Below are 24369 nucleotides of genomic sequence, written 5' to 3'. Positions count from 1 at the left end.
AGAGCCTTCACCGGGGCGGAAGTAGTCATCGCGCCGGTGTCGCGCGGGCGGCCGGCCAATGTCGCGCGCGCGTCCCCACAGGGCCAAGCAGGCTTTTCAAACCCGGCGTCCCATGCTAGGCGGGCGCCGATTTCATTGGCCCCGGAGACGGTTCCGGGCGCCGCCGCAAAAGAAAGTTGGACCCATGGCCACCGAACGCACGCTCTCCATCATCAAACCCGACGCGACCAAGCGGAACCTGACCGGCAAGATCAACGCCAAGTTCGAGGACGCCGGCCTGCGCATCATCGCGCAAAAGCGCATCCAGCTGACCCCGGAACAAGCCGGCGTCTTCTACGAAGTGCACAAGGAGCGCCCCTTCTTCGGTGAACTGCGTGACTTCATGGCATCCGGCCCGGTCGTCGTTCAGGTCCTCGAAGGCGAAGGCGCCATCGCGAAGAACCGCGAAGTCATGGGCGCGACCAACCCCGCCGATGCGGATGCCGGTACGATCCGTGCCGAATTCGCCGAGAGCGTGGGCGAAAACTCCGTCCACGGCTCCGACGCACCGGAAACCGCGGCTGTGGAGATCGCGTATTTCTTCTCCGGTCTGGAACTGGTCGGCTAAGCCATCCGGTTCGCGAAAGTGGAAAGGGCCGTCCTGTAGGGGCGGCCCTTTTGCGTTGCGGCGGCGCACCCGGCACGGAGGGGCACATGCATTTACCTGCGATCACCACGCCACGTCTGAACATGCGCGACTGGGCGCCGGTGCTGGCCGATCCCGCCCGCCGCGCCTGGCTGGTGGCGGCGCTGACACCCCTCCTGACACCGCAGGTGCTGGCGCCGCTGCCACCGTCGCTGGCATTGCAGGGGGTGGATGTCTCCGGCTGGATCGCCGCGCGGGCGGAGGAATGCCGGGTGATGCTGGTACTGTGCCGGGACTCGGCGCGGGACGATGCTCTGGCCGGGCTGGTTCTGTTGGCCGGGGACCGGGCAAGGGGGCTGCACCTGGGCTATCTGCTGGGGCAGCGCCATTGGGGGCAGGGCCTGGCCACGGAGCTGGTCAGCGGGTTGGTGAGCGGCCTTTCGGAGGCGGGGCCGGTGACGCTGCGCGCCGGTGTCGGGCGGGACAATCCCGCCTCTGCCCGGGTGCTGCAAAAGGCCGGATTCCAGCGCGTGGCCGAGCGGTCCGACATCTGGACCGATCATTTCATCCGGCGGATCGGTTAGGCCCCGGTTCCGTCGCGGGCCGTTCACCGGCCCGCACCGGCGCTGAACGGCGCAGCCTCATTCGGCGGGATGGGTGAAATGGGCGCGGACCAAGGCGGCGTTGCGGCGATTGGCCTTGAACCCGACGTCGAACAGATCGCCGATCAGCGGGATGGAACCCACGGCCCAATCCAGCCCGACATTGGCCGCTATCCGCAGCAGGCTGCGGCGCGGCAGGCCCAGACGATGCGCTTCAAGCAGGATCCAGCCGGCGGGCGCCAGGGTCAACGTGTCGCCGATGCCGGGCACCAGGCCCAGCACGGAATCCCAGCCAAAACGGATGCGGGTCAGCGGCAGCCGAAACGCCCCGTCCATACGCCGTGCGATGCGGTCCAGCCGATCCAGTCGCTGGCCGATCCGGGCCGCGTCGGCACGGGCATCGGGGCTGATCGCGGGGCTGGCGGAGGTTGACCTGACGCGGCGTCCTGTCAGGGCGGGGCGTCCGGTATGGGGGGCAGGGGGCGAGGCGATGTCTGTCATGCAGATGCAACGCCGCTGTGGCCCGCTGGTTCCCGCAGGTGCCGGATCGCTATACACGGCGGCGGCGCAGGTGGTCAGATTGAGGCGAAGTCGCTGTAGCTGACAGGTTTGCGCGGTGTGTCCCGCATCAGGGGCGGCTTGTGCTTCTCGCAGGGGGTCATGTAACGCGGCTTCGGTCGATTGCCCGGGGGGTGGTGCGGATGGGCCTGATTGCAGGGCGCATCGGGGCGCTCGGAGGCGGATGGGCGGGATTGACACTGCTGGTTCTGTTGGGTCATTGGCGTGGCCTTTTCGTTCGCGTTCACTCTCTGTTGCAGCACCAACAGGGTGGCGCCGGGGGATGTTCCGGTGATGGCGCGATCCGGGCTTTTACAGGGTTTTACGGTGCCGGAAAGATCCAATTTGGTGCCAGTTGACCACGGTTGGCGGAAATTCGCGCCGGTCCGGAACCGCGTTCCGCAGGCAAGGGCAGGCCGGTCACGCAGCGTGTCGCGGGCATTTCGAGCGCCGCCTGGATACATGCCCCGAGGGCGCGCCCGCGCGGGCGCTCCCACGCCCGTAGATCGGCGCACGTCCGGCTCAGGCGGGGACGGCGGCGCCCTGCATCAGCAATGTCCGGCGGTAGTGGTTCAACATGGCGTCGATCCACGCGCCTTCGGGCTGGGCCAGGGGGGCGCTCCGGTCATATCCGCGCAGGCTTATCGCCCGGACCTGGGCGGCGGGCATCCGGACCATCCGGCGCAGGCTGCGCGCGAGCGCGTCGGGATCGGTGGCATCGGCCCGCAGGCCCAGGCCCGCGCTCTCGACCTCGCCGGCCAGCATGGCGGTGTCCGAGACGATGACCGGCAGTCCCGACAGTGAAGCCTCCGCCGCGACCAGCCCGAAGGGTTCGGTGAACCGCGATGGCATCACCAGGGCGCGGACGTCCTGAAGGTGATCGCCGATATTGTCAGGCTCCACCCAGCCGGTGAATCGGACCTCGGGGTAGGCGCGGACCAGTTCGGGCCGGGCGCCGGGATCGCCGATGACCTTCAACGGCACACCGGCGCGGCGGGCCGCCTCGCACAGCATGGCGACCCCCTTGCCGGGGATGTTCTGGCCGATATAGCAGCAGGTGCCATTGTCTTCGGCCCGGATGCGCAGGTCGGTATAGGGGGCGGCGGGGTTGCGCGCCTCTCGCAGCAATTCGGCGGGGATGCCGGCACGGGTCAGCCCCTCTGCCATCGCGGGATGCACCATCATCACCCCGGCCCAGTCGGGGCCGTCCGCCGCCGCCGGGGCAAACGCGCGGCGCAGGCTGGCCTGCCGCAACAGCCGCCAGCCTTTCTGCGCCATGTTCCGCTTGTCGCAGCGGGCTGCCATGCAGGCGCCGGACAGCGGTGTGCGGGTGCAGACCTTGTTCCGGCCATAATCGAAATAGACCCCATTCGGGCAGGCGAGAAAGAAATCATGCGCATGCAGAAAGCTGCGCCGCGCCACCGGCCGCAACGCATCGAAAACCGAGGGCGACAGGATCCGCGACCAGCCATGCAGATGATACAACGTGCGCGGCGTGTCGTTCATCGCGATAAAGGCCCGCAGCCGCCGCGCGGCGGCGTGGTTGTACAGCCCGTTCCGCATCGCGCGCATCCGGTTGTCGTCCAGCAGCAGCGCCCCCCCCAGCGACAGGGTGGCCACGCCATGCGCTGTCAGGTCGGGATCGCATTGGCTGTCGCCGCTGATGAAGGTCACGTCATGTCCGCGCGCCCGCATCAGCCGGGCTTGCCGCAAGGCCAACCCGGTGGCGCCGCCGCGCGCGGTGCCGCTGTCGTTCAGGATCACGATCTTCAGCCGCACGGCGGGTTCGGCATCTTCAAAGGTACGGGGAACAAGGGTCACAGTGTCAGGATCCGATCCGGGGAAAGTCGCCCGCGCAGCAGGTCGCGCAGGGCCATGGAATTGCCCGCCACCCGTCCGCGCCGATCCACCAGCGGATCGCGCAGCGGCAGGTGCAGCAGGTTGCCCATGCAATTGCGCAGCAGCATCCGTAGCGCCCGGCGCCGCGTCAACGTGCCCTTGCGCAGCAGGTAGATCGGATTGGCAACCTGCGAATAGCCCAGCAGGTCGCCGCGCGAGCGCCCGGACTTGGTCCCCAGGTGCACGCCCCGCATCTCGGGATTGCGCATGATCCGGCCATGGCCGGCCAGGCGCCGAGAGAAATCCACATCCTCCAGCCAGCCGTAGCGCGGCAGCGCCTCGTCAAAGCGGATTCCGGCGCGGCGGGCAGTGATGGCGCGCAGCGCCATGTTGCAGCCGTAGCCATTGTAGACCTCGCTCAGCGGGTCCAGCACCGGGTCGGCATTGGCCAGCAGGCGTGCGCCGGTGTCATGGTCGAACCCGGGGCCCAGAATGCCGTCGGCGACCACATGGCCAGTGACCAGCGCGATGTCGGAATGCCGGGCGAACAGCCGGCGCAGCGCCGGGATATAGGTGTCGCCGATGAGGAAATCATCGTCGAGAAACAGAAGCAGGGCGTCCTCGGGCGCCACGTCCAGCAGCGCGTTGCGCTGACTGCACGATCCCTTGGCGGTGATCCGCAGGTCCAGCGGAAAGGGCCAGCCCTCCGTGGGGATGCCGGCCAGGTCAGCGGCGCTGGCCACCGCGGTCAGGACAAGGTCGGGCAGATTGGGCCGCGCGGCCAGGTGATCCAGCGTGCGCCGCAACACCGGCGCCCGCCCGGTGGAGGCGATGGCGATCACCACCGGCGCGGCCGGCAGACGTTCCAGCACGGCGGCGGACAGGGGGCGCGGGTCGCCGATCATGGCACGGGGGTGGTTCGCAGACCCGGCCCGACCATCTGCGCCATCGGCGACGCGGCCATGCTCCGGCGCGCGGGGGGCCGCCGCCGCATCCGCGCCCAGCGGGGAGAGGGGGTGATGCAACATCGCGCCCGCCTACCGTGCACCGATCATGCCGGCCACGGCCCGCACGGTGCGCAGGATGATCACCAGATCGCCCATAAAGGTATAGCCGCGCACGTATTTCACATCCATCGCCACCCGCGCCGCATAGCTGGTATCGCTGCGCCCTCCGATCTGCCACGCCCCCGTCAGCCCCGGACGAACCGAGGTGTAATCGGTGACGTAGAGCCCGTAATAGGCCAGTTCCGAGCGGGTGATCGGGCGCGGCCCGACCATCGCCATGTCACCGCGCAGCACGTTCCAGAACTGCGGCAGCTCGTCCAGGCTGGTGCGCCGCAGCAGGGCACCGACGGCGTTCAGGCGGGGGTCGTTGGTCAACTTGCGCCGGGCTTCCCATTCGGCGCGCATCTCGGGGCTGGAGGCCAGGGCCTCCTCCAGCCGGGCATCGGCATCGACGACCATGGTCCGGAATTTCCAGCAGACAAAAGACGTGCCATCCCGCCCGATGCGCCGGTGCCCATAGACCAGCGGCCGGCCATCGGTGACCAGCAGCACCGCCGCCACCGCCGCCATGATCGGCAGTGCCAGGATCAGTGCCACGGCGGCAAAGGCCCGATCGAACAGCGCCTTGGCCCAGGGGCCATGCGCCCGGTCGCGAGATGCGCGTTCCGCCGGGGTGGAGAAGTCTGCAAGACGCAACCCGCCGGAGAATTGACCCGCCAGGTTGGTCGTCGATATTTGTGTCATACACTGCCAGAGCCGCAAAGGCTCCGTCCCTGGTCAGTGCCGAATCATGCCTGTCCTCTTTGTAACGGCTTCGCGGCACTTCCGTGGGTCAGGCTGTGGAACACAGCGTTCGCGATCCGGAAACGGCGGACTGGCATCGCCAGGCGGGGCAGGGGCGTGGGAGGGTGGCCGGAAACACAGTGTTTCGAATTGCGAAACATGACCGGAATTATGGCCCCATATTGCCGGAATTGCGCCATCTTCAGGTCGCCAAACCGACCGATTGCCGCAATAGAGGCCCTGCCCAACGTCAGGAAGATCCCGCCCATGATCCGCCCGCAGTCCAATGGCTGACCTCCCTTCTCCCGTCTCCCCCCCAGATCCGGGACTCGCCGCGCCGCCAGCGGTTGGCACGACGCGCAAGACGCTGGGCGACGGCGCGGTGACGATGGCGGAACGGATCGGCGCGCAGGTCAGTCAGTTCACCATTTTCGTTGTCGCCGCGCGCCTGCTGGGGCCAGAGGAGTTCGGCATCTTCGCCCTGGTCTCCGCCTGTGCGATCCTGCTGCTGCGTGCCGCCGAAGTCGGCTGGGCGCCCTATATCATGTCGTGGAACGGCGATGCCCTCGTGCCGCGCCAGGTGGTCTTTGTCGCCATCCTGTCCGGGCTGATCTTCGCGTTGGCCGGGCTGGCGGGGGCGCAGCTCGCCGGGCTGTTCGGCCTGACCGGCGACACGGTTTTGCTGATGTCGTTGTTCGCTTTGTGGGTCTGGCTTGCCACGGTCTGTGCCGCGCAGAAGGGGGTGATGACCTGGCTCGACCGGCTCAAATCCTCCGCCCTGTGCGAGATCGGAGCCGAGGCGGCGGGCCTGGTCGTCGCCCTTGGAACCCTGTTGCAGGGGCACGGGGTGTTCTCGCTGGTTTACGGGCGGCTGGCGGCGCAGGTGGTGCAACTGGTCCTCAGCTTCCGGGTGACGCGAATGGCGCCGATGCCGGGCATGGCGCTGGCGCAGTTCAAAGACCTGTGGGCGTTCTCCATCCGCATCTTCGCCAGTCGGATGCTGATATTCACCCGCCTTTATGCGGCGGTGTTCATCGTGGGCGCCTTCCTTGGACCGGCGGCGGTGGGCTATTTCCGCGCCGCCGAACGGCTGGTCAGCGCGGTGGCCGAGGTCATCATGGTGCCCGGTCAGCTGCTCGCCTGGACCCGCCTGCGCCAGGCCCGCGACGGCGCCGGCGCTCAGGTCGCCACACCCGAGGAGGGGCAGGCGCGCATGACCGGAGCGCTGGCCCGCTACATGCAAATGCTGTTTGCGGTGGCGGGGCCGATGCTGGTCTGGCTGATCGTGGCCGCCGAGGACCTGGTGGGCGGGCTGCTCAGCGCCGAATGGTTGCCGGCGGCGCCGCTGGTCGCGATCCTGGCGATCGCGCGGATCCTGACCGTGCCCGGCCTGGTGACCGAACCGCTGATGTCGCTGTCGGGCAAGGCCGGACAGCTGGCGCGCTTCACCGCCGTGGTCTTCGTGATTTCCACCGGGCTGACGCTGGTGTCGGCGCAATTCGGGCTGCGGGCGGTGGCCTGGGGGCAGGTGGCGATTTCGGCGGCGATCCTGGCGGCGACGATCCGGTTGCACATGCGCCACGCCGGGGCGGATTGGCCGGCGATCTGGCGCGCCGCGCGGCGGCCGCTGGGGCCGCTGGTGATCGCAGCGGGGATCTACCCGGCACTGCACTGGATCTGTGCGCCGTTGGAGCTGCCGCCCTTGCTGCGGGCCTTCGGCTTCGGGATCGTGGCGTTGTCAGGGTATCTGGGGCTGCTGGTGCTGCTGGACCGCCGGTTCCTGCGCGGGCTTCTCGCCAGTTGGAGGGCGGAGACACCATGAGCTTTCCGCGTTCGCCGCTGCGCCTGGCCCGGATGCTGGCCGGGGTCGGGCTGGTCCACCTGCGGGCTGCCGCCGGGCGTCACTCCCGGTTTCGCGGCGCCTGGCCGGACCGTGCCGCCGCCCTGGCCGCGCTGCCGGCGGATCACCGCGCGGGCTATGACAGCGCCGGCATCGCCGATGTCTCCTTTGCGGAGATGTGCCAGCGCGCGCCCTGGGATTACCCGGTACTGTTCTGGCTGGACCGGCTGCTGCCGCGCGATGGCAGGCTGATCGACGCAGGCGGGCACCTGGGGACCAAGTACATTGCCTTTGCCGACCTGCTGGATCTGGGCGGCGTGCGCTGGACGGTGCAGGATCTGCCCGCCATCGTCGCCCATGCCCGGCGGATGCAGGCGGCGGGCGCGCTTCCTGCGGCGCTGGAATTCTGCACCGATCCGGCGCAGGCAGGGAGAGCGGATGTGCTGTTGGCCTCCGGGCTGCTGCAATATCTCGACCGGCCCCTGCCGGAGCTGCTGGGCCAGCTGACGGCGCCACCGCGTCACCTGATCCTGAACAAGGTCGCCCTGCGCGACGGGCCCACGCTGGTCACGCTGGAGCGGATCGGGACACAGCGCGTGCCCTACCGGATTCGCGGCGCCCGCGACTGGCAGGCGGAGCTGGCGGCGACCGGCTACCGGCTGGCCGATCAATGGGATATCCCCGAGCTGGGGCACGTCATCCCCACCCATCCCTGGACCGGGCGCAGCTACAGCCGGGGCTATCTGCTGCACCGCGACTGAAAGCCCGCGCGAATCACGCGCGATCCCCATCCGGCCCGGCAGCCGTTTCGAACACCCGCTTGGCGTGTGGCACGATCCAATCCCGGAAAACCGGGCGGGCTGTTCGTGAATGCGCGACAATCGCGGCCCGTTCCGGTGGCTGTGTCCTCTCGAAGATTTCCATAAAGTTTTGGTTGGTCAGATGGTTAGGTGGATCTCGCCCGCCTCGCCCTGCCGCGGGCTTTGACCCTGCCTGCGGTTTACAGACATGTCTTCACCGGGGGCGCGATCGCAGCGTCGGCAACCAGAGGATCAGGGGTGGTCCGGTTGCGGGGACCGATGTCCCATCCGCAGGACCGGCCGCAGGCGGCCCGCATCTGCGATTCGACGGCGCGCAGTTCAGGGAGGGCACCGGCCATGCAGGCACGGGCGCAAAAGGACGCAGCAGCGATGCCGGAGGGCGTGTTCGCCCGGCTGGCCACGCATGTCGCGGCCGCGCCTCGGGCACCTGCGTTGCTGTGCGCGGCGCAGGTGATCGACTACGCCAGCCTCGCCACCCGCGCCGAAGCCGAGGCCTTCGCCTTGCACCGCGCCGGGATCGGGCGCGGCGCGCGTGTGGCGATCCTGGCCGGGCGCGGGGTCGAAGCGATCGTCGCCATGCTGGCCTGCTTGCGGCTGGGTGCGGCCTATGTCCCGCTGGACCCCGGTTTCGCACCCGAGCATCTGCATGACATCACCGACGACGTCAACCCCGCCGCCCTTCTGGCCACACCGGAGCTGGCGCCGCAGGCGGGCGTCCTGACCGGCTGGCAAGAGCCGGCGCAGGGGCCGGTACAGGTGCTGGGACAGGCGGCGCCAGCCCCCGATGGCGCCTATTGGCCGCATGTACAGGCGGGCGATGCCGCCTGTATCCTCTATACCTCCGGCACGTCGGGACGGCCCAAGGGGGTGGTGCTGCCGCAGCGCGCCCTGACCGCCATGGCCGGGCAGCCGCAGATCGCGATGACGCCCGGGGATGTGGCGCTTCATGCGGCGACGATCGCCTGTGACGGGTCGCTCTATGACATCATGGTGCCGCTGCTGTCCGGCGCTGCGGTGGCGGTGGTACCGCAGGCCCTGCCTGGTCTGGACGACGTGGCGCGTGTCATGACCGGGCACCGGGTGACGGTGGCCAGCTGGTATGCCGGGTTGCACCACCTGATGATCGACCACCAGATCGACGCCTTTGCCAGCCTGCGCCTGTCGCTGGCGGGGGGGGATGTGATGTCGGTACCCCATGCCCGCAGGCTGCTGGCCCGATACCCGGATCTGCGATTGCTGAACGTCTACGGCCCCACGGAAACCTGCGCGCAAAGCCTTTGGCACCAGGTCACCCCCGACGATCTGGCCACCGGGGACATTCCCATCGGCCAGCCCCTGCCGGGGGAAGAGGCGGTGCTGCTGGGCGACGACCTGGCCCCCGTGCCGGATGGGCAGGGCGGGCAGATCGCCATCGGCGGCAGCGGCCTTGCGCAGGGTTATTTCGGCCGTGACGACCTGACGGCGGCGGCCTTCATCGCCGATCCCCGGCCGGGCCGGACGGGGGAGGGGGCGCGGCGGCTGTACCTGACCGGAGATCTTGCCGTGCCGGGGCCGGACGGTGCGCTTCTGTTCCGGGGGCGGTCGGATCGGCAGGTGAAACTTGCAGGTCGGCGGGTGGAGCTGGACGGGGTGGAGGCGACCTTGCGCAATCTGCCCGGCATCGCCGATGCGGCGGTAGAGGTCGAGGGAGCCGGCACGGCCCGGCGCCTTGCCGCCTTTGTCGTGGTGCACACCGCCGCCGAAGACATGCCGGCGGAGGCCCGCATCGCCGATCTGCGCGCCGCCGCCGCCGGGCGGATCTCGGAGGCTGTGATGCCGCGCCGGATCGAACTGTTGCCCAGCCTTCCGCTGACCCGCGCGGGCAAGGTCGACCGCAAGGCCCTGCGCGCCCGGCTGGCGCAGGGCGCGACAATGGCGGATGGCACAGCCGGACCGGACAGCTCCGATGCCGAGGTGCCCGGCAGGGCAGGCCGCGCCGTTGCGCGCGCCGCTGCGGGGAGTGCCGAACCCCGGAGCCCAGGTGACGCGGGTACCGAAACCCGGATTGGCCAGACAGAAACTGCCGCGACAGAGAGCATCCTGGCAGAGAGCATCGCCCCTGAGCCTGCCCGCGCCGAACACGCGGCGACCCGGACAGAGACCGCCCGCGACCTGATCCCCACCATCGCCGCGATCTGGCAGAGCGTGCTGGGCGGCGCACCGCCCGCGCCGGGGCAGACGTTCTTTGACCTTGGCGGTACCTCGCTGCAATTGATTGAGGTCCACGCCCTGATGGAGCGTGACCTGGCTCGGCGCTTCGACATCGCCACCCTGTTCGACACGCCGCGCCTCGGCGATCTGGCCGGCGTGCTGGCGCGCCTTCCGACCGCGGCCGCCGCCCCCCCCGCAGAGGCGCCAGTGCCCGCCGTCACCAGCGCCGACCGGTCCCATCCCCCTGCCAGCGGCGCCATTGCCATTGTCGGCATGGCCGCGCGACTGCCCGGGGTGGCGGACCTGACCCAGCTTTGGGATGTCTTGCAGGAGGGGCGCAGCGTGATCACCCGCTTTGACCCGGCCGAGGCCGAGGACAGCGCCGATCCCGCCACCCGTGCCCGGCCCGATTACGTGCCGGCCCGGTCGATCCTGCCCGATGTCGATCAGTTCGACGCGCCGTTCTTTGGGATGCGCCCGCGTGAGGCGGCACAGACGGATCCCCAGGGCCGGATCTTCCTGGAGATCGCGCAGCATGCACTGGACGATGCCGGGCTGGACCCACAGCGTTTCGCCGGCGCGGTGGGGGTCTATGCCGGGGCCTCCATGTCGACTTACCTGCTGGAGAACCTGCTGCCCGACCGGGCGGCCCTGCGCGCCTTCACCAGCGGTTTCCAGCTGGATTACACGCTGCTTTCCGGCAATGACAGCGACGGTATCGCCACCCGCACCGCCTATCGTCTGGGGCTGACCGGGGCGGCGGTGTCGGTGAATACGGCCTGCTCGACCTCGCTTGTGGCGATTGCACAGGCGGTGATGGCGCTGCGGGCAGGTGCGGTGGACGCCGCGCTGGCCGGGGGCGTGTCGATCACCTTTCCGCAAAAGCGCGGTTATCTTCACCAGGCGGGGGGCATGGCTTCGCCCGATGGGCTGTGCCGACCGTTCGACGCGCAGGCCGGCGGCACGGTCTTTGGTCACGGCGCCGGGATCGTGGTGTTGAAACGGCTGGAGGACGCGCAGGCGGCGGGTGACCGCATCCACGCGGTGATCCGGGGCGCCGGGCTGAACAACGACGGCGCGGACAAGATGTCCTATACCGCGCCCTCCGGTGCCGGGCAGGCGGCGGCGATCCGCCGCGCGCTGGCCGATGCCGGGGTGGCGCCGTCGCAGATCGGCCATGTCGAATGCCACGGCACCGCCACCCCGCTGGGAGACCCGGTGGAGATCGCGGGGCTGCGTGCGGCCTTTGACGGCGCCACCACCCCCTGCGCCCTGGGATCGGTCAAGGGCAACCTGGGTCATCTGGATGCCGCCGCCGGTGTGGTCGGCGTGATCAAGACGGCGCTGGTCTTGCAGCGCGGCATCGTGCCGCCGGTGCCGCATTTCACCGCGCTGAACCCCCGGATCACGCTGGAGGGCACCGGGTTCCGTGTGCCGCAGGCACCTGAGGGCTGGCCGCAGACGGGGCTGCGGCGGGCGGGCGTGTCCTCTTTCGGGGTGGGCGGCACCAATGCGCATCTGGTGATGGAGCAGGCGGGCCCCGCTCCGGAATTGGGCCCCGTCGTGCAGGAGGGCCGCGCCGCGATGGTGGAGCCGCAGGGGGACGCACCGCAGATCCTGCCCCTGTCCGCCGCCACTCCCGAGGCGCTACACGCGATGGCGCAGCGCCTGGCTGATCAGCTGGACGATCCGCCGCGACCGGGGCCGGAGGTTTCACCGCCAGTGCCGGATGCCAGGCAGCCTGATCCCAAGCCCATGCCCAAGCCCGAGCCCATGCCCCTGCCGATGTCCGACCCCGCGCCGCTGGTCGATGTCGCGCGCACCCTGCAACGGGGGCGGCGCCAGTTCGGCTGGCGCGCCGCCGTGGTCGCCCGCACCCGGGCGGAGGCCGCCGCCGCCCTGCGCGCCCAGACGGCCCCCCCGCGCAGGACGACGGACGCGCCTGAGGTGATCTTTCTCTTTCCCGGCCAGGGCGCGCAATATCCCGGCATGGGCGCCGGGCTATATGACAGCGCGCCGGAATACCGCCACTGGATCGACAAGGGCGCCGCCCTGCTGGAACCGACATTGGGCGAGGATCTGCGCCCGCTGCTGCTGGGCCGGGGCCTGGGTGATGCCGATGCGGCGCGCGCCCTGACCCGGACGCGGCTGACGCAACCGGCCTTGTTCCTGACCGAATATGCCCTGGCCCGGCTGTGGGAGGCGCGCGGGGTGCGCCCCGATGTCATGATCGGCCATTCGGTGGGCGAATTCACCGCCGCCGCGCTGGCCAATGTCCTGCGCTTCGAGGATGCGCTGACCCTGATCGCCGCGCGCGGGCAGCTGATGATGGATCAGCCCGCCGGAGCGATGCTTTCGGTTCGCGCCAGCGAAGACACCCTGGCCCCGCATCTGGACGGGCTGGAGATCGCCGCGCGAAACGCGCCTGAATTACAGGTCGTCGCCGGCCCCGAGGGGCCGATCGCGGCACTGGCCGCGCGGCTGGCGGGGGCGGGGATCGCGACGCAGCCGTTGCAGACCTCGCATGCGTTCCATTCCGCGATGATGGATCCGGTGATCGATCCGCTGCGCGCGTTGGCGGCGGGGATGACGCTGCGCGCCCCCGACCGGCGGATCATCTCTACCGTCACGGGCGCCGTTCTGACGGCGGAACAGGCGCAATCCCCCGATTATTGGGCGCGGCAGGCAAGGGCCTGTGTGAATTTCCGGGCTGCCTTGACGGCGGCCTGTCCGAACTCCCCCGATGGCGCCGAGCGCGCCGAGGGAAGCGAAACAAGATCGCCGGTGCTGGTGGAGGCGGGTCCGGGACGGATCCTGACCACCCTGGCCGGGCAGATCTTGCGCCGTGGCAGTCATCGAGGACTTTTTCATTCGTTGCCGGATCATGCCCGATCGGTTTCCGATGACATCTCGATGGCTGTCGCGGCATCTGACCTCTGGTCTGCGGGTCTGCCGCTGGACTGGGACCAATGGGGCGCCGCGCAGGGGCGGGTGACGACGCTGCCGGCCTATCCGTTCCAGCGGCGGCGGCACTGGGTCGATCCACCCGAGGGCGGGGCCGCCCCGCCCGCCGATATCGCACCGCCGCCCGCCATCCCGACACAGGAGCGCCCCGCCATGATCAACCCGGCCGAGACCTCGCAAGGCTCCGCGCAGGCTGTTTCGCAGACCGCCCCGCCAGCAGCGACAGACCTGCCGCGCAAGGATCGCCTGATCCCGGTGCTGGCCACCTGCCTTGCCGATCTGTCGGGAGAGGAGATTTCCGCGCAAGAGGCCGATGTGCCGTTCCTGGAACTGGGGTTCGACAGCCTGTTCATGGGGCAGGTCAGCCAAGCCCTGGCGCGCGATTTCGGCGTGACGATCGGGTTCCGGCGGCTGTTGTCGGACCTGTCCAGCCTGCGCACGCTGGCCGCGCATCTCGATGCGGAAATGCCAGCGGAGCCGGAGGCCAGTCCGGCCGCGCCGGCGACCCCGACCGCCGCGCCAACCGCCATGCCGCCCGCCGCTCCGGCCGTGGCGGCACAGCCCGCCGCGCCGGCGCCCGTTTCGCCACAGACGCCTGCGGGCCAATCCACACCCATGGCCATGGCGGAGGCTACGGCAATGGCCGGGTTGCCCGGTGCCGCTGGCGTGATGCAGGCGCAATTGCAGACCATGCAGGCGGTGTTTGCCCAGCAATTGCAGGCGTTGGGCCAACCCCGGTCCGGTGCCGGCGCGATCGCGTCAGCAACCTTGCCGGACGCCCCGGCTGGGACTGTGCCGCAGCCATCCGCCCCGGCAGAGGCCGCCACAGACGCCCCCGCCGCCGGCCCTGCGCCCCTGGCAGAAGCGCCCGCGTCCGAGGCGCCCGTGGCCGAACCCACCGCCTTTCGCACCGGTCGCGGCCCCTCGGTCACCGGCGGAACCCTGACTGCGGCGCAGCGCGCATTCGCCCGCGACCTGGCGGCACGCTACAGCGCGAAGCACCCGGCCTCCAAGGCCGCGACCGCGCGGCACCGCGCCACCCTGGCCGATCCGCGCACCGCCGCCGGGTTCCGCGCGGACTGGAAGGAGCTGACCTTTCCCATCGTCGCCGAACGCGCTCATGGTGCCTGGCTGCACGATCCTGACGGCAATGATTTCGTCGATCTGGTAAACGGCTTTGGCCAGACGGCTTTTGGCCATTCGCCGGATTTCGTGACCGAAGCGGTGACCCGCCAGATGGCGCGCGGCTTTCCCATCGGCCCGCAATCGGATCTGGCCGGGCCGGTGGCCGAGAAATTCGCCCGCGCCACGGGCCACCAGCGCGTCACCTTCTGCAACACCGGCTCGGAGGCGGTGATGGCCGCCATGCGCCTGGCCCGCACCGTGACCGGCCGGGAGAAGATCGTGGTGTTCGACCGGGATTATCACGGCCAGTTTGACGAAGTTCTGGTCAAGGGGCGCGCCCGTGGCGACGCCCCCGATGCGCTGCCCATCGCGCCGGGGATCCCGCGTTCGGGGCTGACCAACATGGTGGTGCTGCGCTACGGCAGTGACGACGCGCTGGCGTGGATGCGCGCCCATGCGGCGGAGGTCGCAGGCGTCATCGTCGAACCGGTCCAAAGCCGCCATCCCGCCCACCGGCCAGAGGAATTCGTGCGGACCCTGCGCCAGATCACCCGCGAGGCCGGCGCCGCCCTGATCATGGACGAAGTCGTCACCGGGTTTCGCACCGGTCCGCGTGGCATGCAGGGGATCTGGGATATCCAGGGCGACATGGCCACCTATGGCAAGGTCGTGGGCGGCGGCATGCCCATCGGCGTACTGGCCGGCGATGCGCGCTGGATGGATGCGCTGGACGGGGGCGACTGGTCCTTTGGTGATGACAGCCGGCCAGAGGCGGTGCCGACCTTCTTTGCCGGCACATTCGTGCGCCATCCCCTGGTTCTGGCCGCCGTGGACGCAACGCTGGATCATATGGAGGCCCATGGCGACGCGCTGTGGCAGGGGGCGGCGGCGCGCTGTGCTTCGCTGGCGGCGCGGCTGGGCGGGATCATGACCACACGCGGCCTGCCGGACCTGATCGAGAGCTATTCCAGCTGGTTCGTCATCAATGTCACCGATCACGACCCCCGCGCCTCCCTGCTGTTTCCGTTGATGCGGATGCAGGGGGTACATGTGATGGACGGGTTCTGCGCCTTTCTGACCACGCGGCACGGGACCGCCGAATGCGACCGCGTGGCTGCGGCCTTCGAGACGGCGCTGGACCAGTTGCTGTCGGTGGGGATCCTGAACGATCTGCGTCTGAACGACCCCGAAACAGGCACCGCGAACGAGGTCACGCGCGGGTCCGCCTCTGCCTTCACCGACCCAATCCCCCTGACGCCCGGCCAGCGCGAGATCTGGATGGCGCATCAGATGGGCGGGCTGTCGGCGGCGGCCTTCAACGAAAGCGGTACGCTGTGGCTGGACGGGTCTCTGGACACCGCCGCGCTGACAACGGCGCTGCATGGGCTGGTGGCGCGGCACGAGGCGCTGCGCCTGCGATTTGCCCGCAGCGGCGAATATTTCACCGTGGAAGAGCCGGATTGCCCGCTGAACCGGCTGGACCTGTCCGACGCGGAAGACCCCGCCGCCGCGCTGGCGGCGTTGATCGCACAGGACGGTGCCGTGCCCTTCGACCTGACGGCGGCGCCGCCGCTGCGGTTGCAGCTGGTCGCGCTGGCGCCCGAACGGCATGCGCTGGTTCTGACCGCGCATCACATCGCGGTGGATGGCTGGTCCTTCGGGGTGCTGCTGGACGATCTTGCCGCGCTTTATGCGGCGGCGGTGGCGGGGCAGGCGGTGGATCTGCTGCCGGCACCCTCCTTTGCCGCCCATGCCCGGAGCCTTGCGCCGACGCAGGCGGCAGGAACCGGAGGGCAGGCGGCGCAGGCGCTGGACCATTGGGTCGCGCTGCACCGCGACCCCGCGCCGCTGCCCGATCTGCCGACCGACCGGCCGCGCCCCGATCCGCGCCGGTTCGAGGGCGGCACCGTCTTTCACGAGATCCCGGCCGAGCTGTCGCGCGCGGTCAAACGTGCGGGCGGCGCGCAGGGCTGTACCCTGTTCGCCACGACCTTTGCCGCGATGCAGATGCTGGTGCACCGCCTGACCGGCGCGCGGGACATCGTGCTGGGCGTGCCCACGGCAGCCCAGCAGCAGATGGAGCGCCCCGATCTGGTCGGTCATTGCGTGAATTTCCTGCCGATCCGCGCGCCGCTGGCGGCCAAGGCCCGCGTCGCCAGCCACCTGGCCACGGCGCGCGAGGCGCTGATGCAGGCCTTCGATCACCAGGACACGACCTTTGGCACCATCGTGGAGGCCTTGCGCCTGCCGCGCCGGATGGATCGCCTGCCGCTGACGGAAATCGAGTTCAACCTTGAGAAGGACGGCGCCGTCACCGGCATGCCGGGCGTGCAGGCCGAATTCCGGCCCAATGCGAAACAGGCGGTGAATTTCGACCTGTTCTTCAATCTGTGTGAAACCGCGCAGGGTCTGCGGATCGACGCGCATTACAATGCCGCGCTGCTGGATGGCGCAACGGTCGAGGGCTGGTGCCGGGCCTATGAGACCATCCTGGCAGAGATCGCGCGCCAGCCCGATCAGCCGGTTGCGACCCTGCCGCTGCTGCCGGCAAAGGCGCTGGACCGCGCCATGCTGTGCGCCACGCCCACGGACTACGACCGCAGCGCCACGCTGCCCGACCTGGTGGCGCGTGGGGCCGCGCTGGCGCCCGATGCGCTGGCGGTATCGGCGGTGGACGACGATCTAACCCATGCCGAGCTGGCGGCGCGCAGCGACGCGCTGGCGGCGCTGATCCAGCGCAGCGTGCCGGATCAGGGCCAGCGCGTCGCGGTCTGCCTGCCGCGCGGTGCGGGGATGCTGGTGGGGCTGCTGGCGGTGCTCAAGGCGGGGCAGGCCTATGTGCCGCTGGACCCGCGCCAGCCGCAGGCCCGGCTGCGAATGATCTGCGATACCGCGCAGGTCGCCGCGATCCTGACCGACACGCCCGCGACGGCGCCCTTTGCCGGGGAGACCCCGGTGATCCTGGCGGGGGATGCCGCGCCGGGCGACAGCCCCGCGCCGATCACCACCACGCCGCGGGACACGGCCTATGTCATCTTCACCTCCGGCTCCACCGGCACGCCCAAGGGGGTCGCGGTGCCACATGGCGCGGTGGTGAATTTCCTGACCTCCATGGCCGGGACGCCCGGCATGGGCCCGCAGGACCGGCTGCTGGCGGTGACCACGGCGATGTTCGACATCGCGGTGCTGGAGCTGTTTCTGCCGCTGATCACCGGCGCCGGGCTGGTCATCGCCCCGACGGAGGATGTCGTGGATGCCTTTCGCCTGGCGGACAGGCTGGGGCAGGGCGACATCACCATGATGCAGGCCACGCCGACCCTGTGGGACATGGTGCTGACCGCGGGCTTCACACCGCGTGCCGGACTGCGGATGCTCTGCGGGGGGGAACCGCTGGCGCGTGACCTGGCCGATCGGCTGACCCGGCAGGGGGCCGAGTTGTGGAACATGTACGGCCCGACAGAAACGACGATCTGGTCCGCCCTGCGCCGGATCGAACCGGGGGCGGAGATCACCGTGGGCGGGCCGATTGCCAATACCGATCTGCTGATCCTCGACCCTGTCGGCCAGCCCGTCCTGCCCGGCCAGACCGGAGAGCTGAACATCGGCGGTGCAGGCTTGGCACAGGGTTATTTCAACCGGCCCGACCTGACCGACCGGGCGTTTCGCGAGGTGACGATCGGCGGGGTGGCCCGCCGCCTTTATGCGACGGGCGACCTGGCGCGCCTGACCCCGGCAGGAGAGATCACGGTGCTGGGTCGCATCGACACCCAGGTCAAGCTGCGCGGCTTTCGCATCGAGCTGGGAGAGATCGAAACCCGCCTGCGCGCCCAGCCCGGCATTGCCCAGGCGGCGGTGGACCTGCGCCGTCTGGGCACGGGGGATGCACGGCTGACGGCCTGGCTGGTGACCGAGCCGGGGCAGGTGGCGGACCCCGCCGCGCTGGCCCGTGATCTGGCGACCGACCTGCCCGATTACATGATCCCGCGCAGTTGGGTCACGCTGGAGGCACTGCCACAGACCGGCAACGGAAAGCTGGACCGCAAGGCGTTGCCCGACCCTGAGGAAAGCCGCCCCGCCGCCCCGCAGCCTGCCGCCCCGGCCAGGGGCGGAGGCGTGGAGGGCCGGACCGCCACACCCGGTGACGCCGCCGCTCCGCAGGGAACCGCCATCCTGCCGGCCACACCGACCGAACAGCGCATCGCCGCGCATTGGGCCGCCGGGCTGGACCTGCCAGAGGTCAGCGTGACCACGCCGCTGTTCGCCCTGGGCGCCGACAGCCTGGCGATCTTTCGCATCGCCGCCCGCATGTTGCAGGACGGGCTGGACCTGGATGCGCGCGACATGCTGACCCATTCCGACGTGCGCAGTCTGGCCGTCTTTCACGACGCCCGCAGGACGCAGCCCACGTCCGGGGCCGGGCCACAGATCCGGACGCGGCCCGCGCTGGCGGAGTATCGCCATGGCGCACGGCGCCCGCCCCTGGGCAGCATCGGCAGGAGGGCCGTATCATGACCGGAGATCCCCGCCACTCCGCCCCCGACCCCGAAGCCCGCGCTCGCGTCACGGCAGAGGTGCCCCTGTCGGCCAACCAGCGCCGCTTCTGGTTCCTGGACCGGGTCGCGCCCGGTGATCCCTCTCTCAACGTCGCGGTGCGGTGGGAACTGCGCGGCGCGCTGTCCTGCGCGGCGCTGGAAAACGCCATCACCCATGTCATCGACCGCCACGAGGTGCTGCGCAGCCGCTACCTGGAACGCGGGGAGACGCCGCTGGCACAGGTGCTTGAACACGCGCCGTTCCGGCTGGACGTCGTCGACCTGCGCGCCGTGCCCGCACCCGGCCATGCCGCCCGGATCGAGGACATCGCCCGGCAGGTCGCGGCCCGGCCCTTTGACCTGGGACAGGCGGGGCACCTGCGGGCGACGTTGATCCGGCTGTCGGGCGACCGCGCGATCCTTGTGCTGGTGGCGCATCATATCTGTTTCGACGGCTGGTCGATCCGGGTGCTGGGCGCGGAGGTCGGCGCCGCCTTTGCCGCGCTCAGCCAGGGTGCCACGCCCGAGCTGCCGCCGCTGGCGCTGCATTACGGCGATTTCGCCCTGTGGCAGGCCGAGCTTCTGGCCACCGACACCGCGCAAGAGGATATCGCCTATTGGCGGGCGCAGCTGGGCCGGGGCACCCCCTACGAGCTGCGCCCCGATCTGCCCCGCCCGGCGCGACGGCAGACCGGGGTGGCGCAGGTGTCGCTGGACCTGCCGCAGGATTTTGGCCCCCGGCTGAAGGCCACGGCACGGGCCATGGGTGTGTCGCGGTTCACCCTGGGCGTGGCGCTGTTTGCCGCCTGCCTGCACCGACTTCAGGGTGGGGCGGAGGCACGCATCACCACGCAGGTCGCCGGCCGTACCGAACTGGAGCTGGAGCCGCTCATCGGGGTGTTCATCAACACGCTGGTCCTGCGCCTGCCCACCACGGACGAGGCCACGCTGGCCGATCACGTCAGCACCGCCGCTGAAGTCGTCGAAGGCGCGCTGATCCATCAGGATCTGCCCTTTGACCGGATCGTCGGCGCGGTGAACCCGCCGCGTGATCCCGCGCGGCTGCCGCTGGCGGGGGTGAATTTCAACCTTCAGGACGTGTTCATGCAGGGCGGTACCTTCGGCGGCGTCGAATTCGTCTCCTCGCCGTCGCATACGCCGGGGGCGATCCACGATCTGGACCTGGCGGTGATGGGGCGCCCCTCGGGGTGGCAGGTGACCGTGGAATATGCCACCGCCCTCTACCGGCCAGAAACGGCGGAGGCGCTGATCGGCATGATGGCGCAGGCCTTCGAACTGCTGTTCCGCGACCCGAAGGCGCGACTGTCGGAGCTGCCGCTGCCGCCCGTCCTGGCCCGGAGGGACGCGGCCGAAGACGCGCGCATCGGCGCGGCCGAACAGGCGCTGATGTCCTGTGCGCTGGTCGGGCAGGCGGTGGTGGTGCCGGCAGGGACGGGGCTGTTCGGCTTCGTCGTGCCGGGGGCGACGGGCGCCGTGCCGCTGGAGGATCTGCCGCGCCGCATCACCGCCGCGCTGGCCGGCCACCCCGCGCTGACGGAACTGACGGGCCTGTCCCTGCTGGGCGCCCTACCGCTGGGCAACGATGGCCTGCCGGATCGCGCGTTGCTGCTCCCGCCGCCGCAGGAGGGACTTGCAGCAGCGCCGGGCCGGGGCGCCGAGGTGCTGCGGGGGGGCGAGGCGGGAGGAAGCGTCGATACCGGACAGGGAGCGCTGGCGGCACCAGCCCCCGATGCGGTGATGCAGGCGCTTGCCGCCGACTGGGCAGAGATCCTGAACCATCCCGCACCGCAACCGGGGGACAATTTCTTTGACCTCGGCGGGCATTCGGTGCTGGTGCTGCGCCAGCTGGCCCGGTTGCGTGCGCGTTGGTCGATCACGCTGGACGTGACGCAATTCTATGAACACGCCACGCTGGCCGCGCTGGCCGATCTGGTAAGACGCACCCGCGCGGCGCTGGAGACGGGGGCAGAGGACGGCCCGGACTGGCGCCTGATGACCCTGCGCGAGGACGGCACCGGCCAGCCGCTGATCGCGGTGAACAACTTTGCCACCGCTTTGGCGCTGTCGAATGCCGGCGGGGTGCGGCGTCCGGCGCGCTGCATCCGCATCTTCGACCGGGATCGGGGCATCGACCTGACGGCCAAGCGGTTCGAGGACGTCGCCGCCGATTGCGCCGCCCTGATCCGCAAGGCGCAGCCCGACGGGCCTTATCTGCTGTACGGCAATTGCGTGCATGGCAACCTCGCGCTGGAGGCGGCGCGCCTGCTTCATGCCCAGGGGGCGGAGATCCGCGCCGTGGTTATGAAGGACGTGTGGGAACCCGCCTATACCGACGGTCTGCGCGGCACCTTCCTGACCCGCTGGGGCGATCGGGTGCAGGCCCTGCGCAACGCTCTGCGCGCCCTGCGCCGCGGCGAGATGAGCCTGACCGCCTTTCTCGGCCGGTTCCGCATGATCCGCGCCACCGGTCTGCCCTGGGCGCTGGCCCGGCTGGGGCTGCTGGATGCCGTGCGAAAGACCGACATGGAGCGTGACGAGGAACTCTTTGTCTCCGCGATTTCGCGGCTGCGCGACGTCTATCGTCCCGGTCCGGTGGATTTTCCGGTGCTGCATGTTGTCACCGACATCACGCCGCAGGGACGCAACTATGCGCCCTCCATCGGCTGGGATAGGCTGCTGTCGCCGGAATTGTTGCAGACGGTGCACCTGCCGCGCGTGTCGGTCCATGGCGGGCGCCGCGACGGGGTCGAGGATATGGCCCGTCACATGGCTGAATTCCTGGGCGAGGGGGCGATGCCACCCCAATTCGCCCCCCCGCGAACCGCACAGCCCCGCCCCGCCCGGGGTCAGTCCGATCCGCGCCCGCCTGTCGCGGAATGATCGGGCAGCTCCGGCAGCAGCCCGGGCGGCGCCTCCTTCAGGCGCAGAGGGGGCAGGACGGGCGCGCGCAGGGCCAGCGCGGCGGGAATGTCCGGCGCCAGGGCAAATGCCGCCAGTTGCCAGGCCTGCGCCGGACCGTCTGTGGTGTCCATTCGTGTCAGGCGCGCCGGGGTGCCGGGGGCGAGGGTCACGTCAAAGGCCTCCAGCCGCATCGACAGCCCGGCGCCCGTTGCCTTGACCACAGCTTCCTTGCGGGTCCAGCCATTGAAGAACCCGGCCATCCATTGCGCGGCGGGCAGGGCGTCCAGCGCCGCCCGTTCCGTGGCGGAGAACGCCCGTTCCGCGACGCCACGCTCGACGGGGCGGTGCTGTTCGATGTCCAGGCCCAGTTCCAGGTCGCGATGGATGGCAAGGCAGGCAAGATCGCCCGAATGCGACAGGTTGAAGAAGGGACCGCCCGGCAGCGCCGGCTTTCCGCTGGGGCCGATGTCAAAGCGCAGGGTGGCGGGCGCCTGTCCCATCCATTCCGCCAGCCGCAACCGCAGCCCGCCGCGCGCGATACGGTGGGCCCGGGCATGTTGCGGTCGCACGAAGCGGGCGGCACGGGCGATTTCCTGCGCCTCCAGATGGGCAGACAGGGCCACGTCCGCCGCGGGATCGCTCAGGCGCCAGATGTGCAGGTCGATGGCGGGGTGCATGGTTGTCCTTCCCTGTGGCGAAAGTCTAGCCGAGACGGCCCACCGGGGTCGAGAGGGGGAGGCGCCGCATGGGTCGGGCGTTGATGGTCGTGCTGGGGGGTGCGATGCTGCTGGCGGGCGCGGCGGGATGGTGGCAGCGCGCGGCGCTGAAAGACATCGCCCGCACCGGCAAGGCCGCGTGGGAGCATCGCCGGTTCGTTGCCGACCTGCCCGGGCTGGACACCCGGCAGCAGGTCATGATCGCGGCCCGTGACGGCACGCCGCTGGCCACGGATCTCTATCTGCCCGTTCGCGGAGGGCCAGTGCCCACGATCCTGATCCGGCTGCCCTATGGCAAGCGCGGCTACGGCGAGGTCCGGCGCTGGATCCGGCTGTTCCTGCCGGAGGGCTACGGGGTGGCTGTGCAGGACATGCGCGGCCGTCATGCCAGCGGCGGCACCTTTGCCCCCTGGCCCCATGCCCAGGACGACGGCGCGGCCACGCTGGACTGGATCGCGGCGCAGGGCTGGTCCGACGGTCAAGTCGGAACCATCGGATGTTCGGCCCTGGGGGAAAGCCAGCTGATGCTGGCCCGCGCCCGCCATCCGGCGCATCGCGCGATGATCCCCATGGGGGCGGGTGGCGCGATCGGATCGCTGGGCGGCAACCACGGCTATTTCGGCGCCTACGAGGGCGGGATCTTTGCCCTGTCCACCGGCTTTGGCTGGTTCGCGCAATTCGGCGGCAAGGACGGGCAACACATGGCCGCGCCGCCGCTGGACCTGCCGCAGGGCCTGGCGCATCTGCCGCTGCGCGACGCGGTGGCCAGCCAGCGCCCCGATCCCACCGATTTCGAGGCCTTCACCACCCGGTTCGAGGATCGGCAATTCTGGGCGCGGATGGGCTATGTCACGGACGAGGACCGCTTTGCCACGCCCTTCGTGCTGCATGACAATTGGTATGACGGCGCACGGGAGACGTTGGCCCTGGCGGCGCATATGCGGGCCACCGGCGCGCCGGGGCAGGTGATCATTGGCCCGGGCCTGCATTGCGAGACCTCCGAACCCTTCGCGCGCGGTGCCGTGGGCGACACGGCCCTGGATCCGGCGCAGGACCGGGACATGGACGCGATTTTCCTCGCGGTGATGGAGCACAGGCTGCGGGGCGGCCCGGTGCCGGATCTGCCGCCGGTGCTTTACTACCTGCTGGGGGCCGACCGCTGGCGCGCGGCCGAAACCTGGCCGCCTGCCGCCACCCGCGAGGCGGTGCTGTTTCTCGGTCACCGGGGGTTGGTCCAACAGCCGCCCGAAACGCGGGGGGAGCAGCGCTTTGCCGCCGACCCTGCCGATCCGGTCCCCAGCTTGGGCGGGGCCATCTGTTGTACCGGCGATCCGCAAATGCGCGCCGGGCCGCTGGACCAGCGTGCGATCGAGGGGCGCGAGGATCTGCTGATTTTCGATAGCGCCCCGCTGCGCGCGCCGCTGACCCTGGCCGGGCCGATCCACGCCGATCTGCGCGTCAGCGTCACGGCCCCCGATGCCGACCTGGTACTGCGCCTGACGGATGTGGATGCCCAGGGCCGGTCGATCACCATCCAGGAGGGCGCGTTGCGCCTGCGCTACCGCGACGGGCCGGTGCCCGCGCTGCTGACGCCGGGCCGACCGGTGACGGCCCGCGTGGCGCTGCGGGACATCGCCTATCGCGTTCCGGCCGGGCACCGGCTGCGGTTGCACGTGGCGGCCAGCTCCTTTCCCCGGTTGGCGCGCAACCTGCAAGGCGGTGGCGATCCGGCGCTGGAAACCCGTCCGCAGGTGGCGGAAATCGCCATCGCGACCGGGCCGCAGGGGTCACGGCTGGTGCTGACCCACCTGCCGGAAGGATAGGTCACACCGCCCGGCCTGAGGG

The 24369-nt window shown here is 70.4% G+C and carries 12 protein-coding genes; 7 read left to right on the top strand and 5 right to left on the bottom strand.

Annotation, left to right across the window (positions count from 1 at the left end; translation table 11 throughout):
* Window positions 1-184: 184 nt before the first annotated feature.
* Entirely contained in the window at window positions 185-607 is a 423-nt protein-coding gene (ndk, locus tag G5A46_RS14040) for a nucleoside-diphosphate kinase (RefSeq protein ID WP_163850327.1), read from the top strand.
* A gap of 86 nt (window positions 608-693) precedes the next feature.
* A complete protein-coding gene (locus tag G5A46_RS14035; RefSeq protein ID WP_163850325.1) occupies window positions 694-1209 on the top strand; it encodes a GNAT family N-acetyltransferase in 516 nt (171 codons plus the stop codon).
* A 57-nt stretch (window positions 1210-1266) separates the two neighbouring features.
* On the opposite strand, the gene G5A46_RS19765 is transcribed toward G5A46_RS14035, so the two are convergent.
* From G5A46_RS19765 to G5A46_RS14015, 4 genes are all read right to left on the bottom strand, one after another.
* Window positions 1267-1728 (bottom strand): DUF4112 domain-containing protein, encoded by a 462-nt coding sequence (locus tag G5A46_RS19765; RefSeq protein ID WP_163850323.1) that lies wholly within the window; start codon window positions 1726-1728, stop codon window positions 1267-1269.
* Window positions 1729-2307: 579 nt separating this feature from the next.
* Window positions 2308-3606, bottom strand: coding sequence for a glycosyltransferase (locus G5A46_RS14025; RefSeq protein WP_163850322.1), 1299 nt, complete (start codon window positions 3604-3606; stop codon window positions 2308-2310).
* Window positions 3603-4652 carry a glycosyltransferase family 2 protein gene (locus tag G5A46_RS14020; protein ID WP_163850320.1) on the bottom strand — a complete coding sequence of 350 codons (1050 nt, stop codon included), beginning with the start codon at window positions 4650-4652 and terminating at the stop codon, window positions 3603-3605. The genes G5A46_RS14025 and G5A46_RS14020 overlap by 4 nt, the downstream gene beginning before the upstream one ends.
* Before the next feature lie 9 nt (window positions 4653-4661).
* Window positions 4662-5375, bottom strand: coding sequence for a sugar transferase (locus G5A46_RS14015; RefSeq protein ID WP_163850318.1), 714 nt, complete (start codon window positions 5373-5375; stop codon window positions 4662-4664).
* Between the two features lie 325 nt (window positions 5376-5700).
* Between G5A46_RS14015 and G5A46_RS14010 the strand changes: the two genes are divergently transcribed.
* The 4 genes from G5A46_RS14010 (at window position 5701) to G5A46_RS13995 (ending at window position 21787) form a co-directional block, all read left to right on the top strand.
* Complete coding sequence (locus tag G5A46_RS14010; protein ID WP_163850316.1) at window positions 5701-7236, top strand: oligosaccharide flippase family protein; 1536 nt, start codon at window positions 5701-5703, stop codon at window positions 7234-7236.
* Entirely contained in the window at window positions 7233-8015 is a 783-nt protein-coding gene (locus G5A46_RS14005; RefSeq protein ID WP_204318760.1) for a methyltransferase, TIGR04325 family, read from the top strand. The genes G5A46_RS14010 and G5A46_RS14005 overlap by 4 nt, the downstream gene beginning before the upstream one ends.
* Before the next feature lie 396 nt (window positions 8016-8411).
* A complete protein-coding gene (locus G5A46_RS14000) occupies window positions 8412-18866 on the top strand; it encodes a non-ribosomal peptide synthetase/type I polyketide synthase (protein WP_163850314.1) in 10455 nt (3484 codons plus the stop codon).
* Complete coding sequence (locus G5A46_RS13995; RefSeq protein ID WP_163850312.1) at window positions 18863-21787, top strand: condensation domain-containing protein; 2925 nt, start codon at window positions 18863-18865, stop codon at window positions 21785-21787. The genes G5A46_RS14000 and G5A46_RS13995 overlap by 4 nt, the downstream gene beginning before the upstream one ends.
* On the opposite strand, the gene G5A46_RS13990 is transcribed toward G5A46_RS13995, so the two are convergent.
* On the bottom strand, window positions 21754-22485 hold the full coding sequence (locus G5A46_RS13990; RefSeq protein WP_163850310.1) for a 4'-phosphopantetheinyl transferase family protein: 732 nt from the start codon (window positions 22483-22485) through the stop codon (window positions 21754-21756). The genes G5A46_RS13995 and G5A46_RS13990 overlap by 34 nt on opposite strands.
* Window positions 22486-22553: 68 nt before the next feature.
* On the opposite strand from G5A46_RS13990, the gene G5A46_RS13985 reads away from it, so the two are divergent.
* Window positions 22554-24347, top strand: coding sequence for a CocE/NonD family hydrolase (locus tag G5A46_RS13985; protein WP_163850308.1), 1794 nt, complete (start codon window positions 22554-22556; stop codon window positions 24345-24347).
* The last annotated feature ends 22 nt before the right edge of the window (window positions 24348-24369 follow it).

Source organism: Pseudooceanicola aestuarii, from assembly GCF_010614805.1.
Lineage (GTDB): Bacteria > Pseudomonadota > Alphaproteobacteria > Rhodobacterales > Rhodobacteraceae > Pseudooceanicola > Pseudooceanicola aestuarii.
This window is presented reverse-complemented; position numbering and strand designations above follow the sequence as displayed.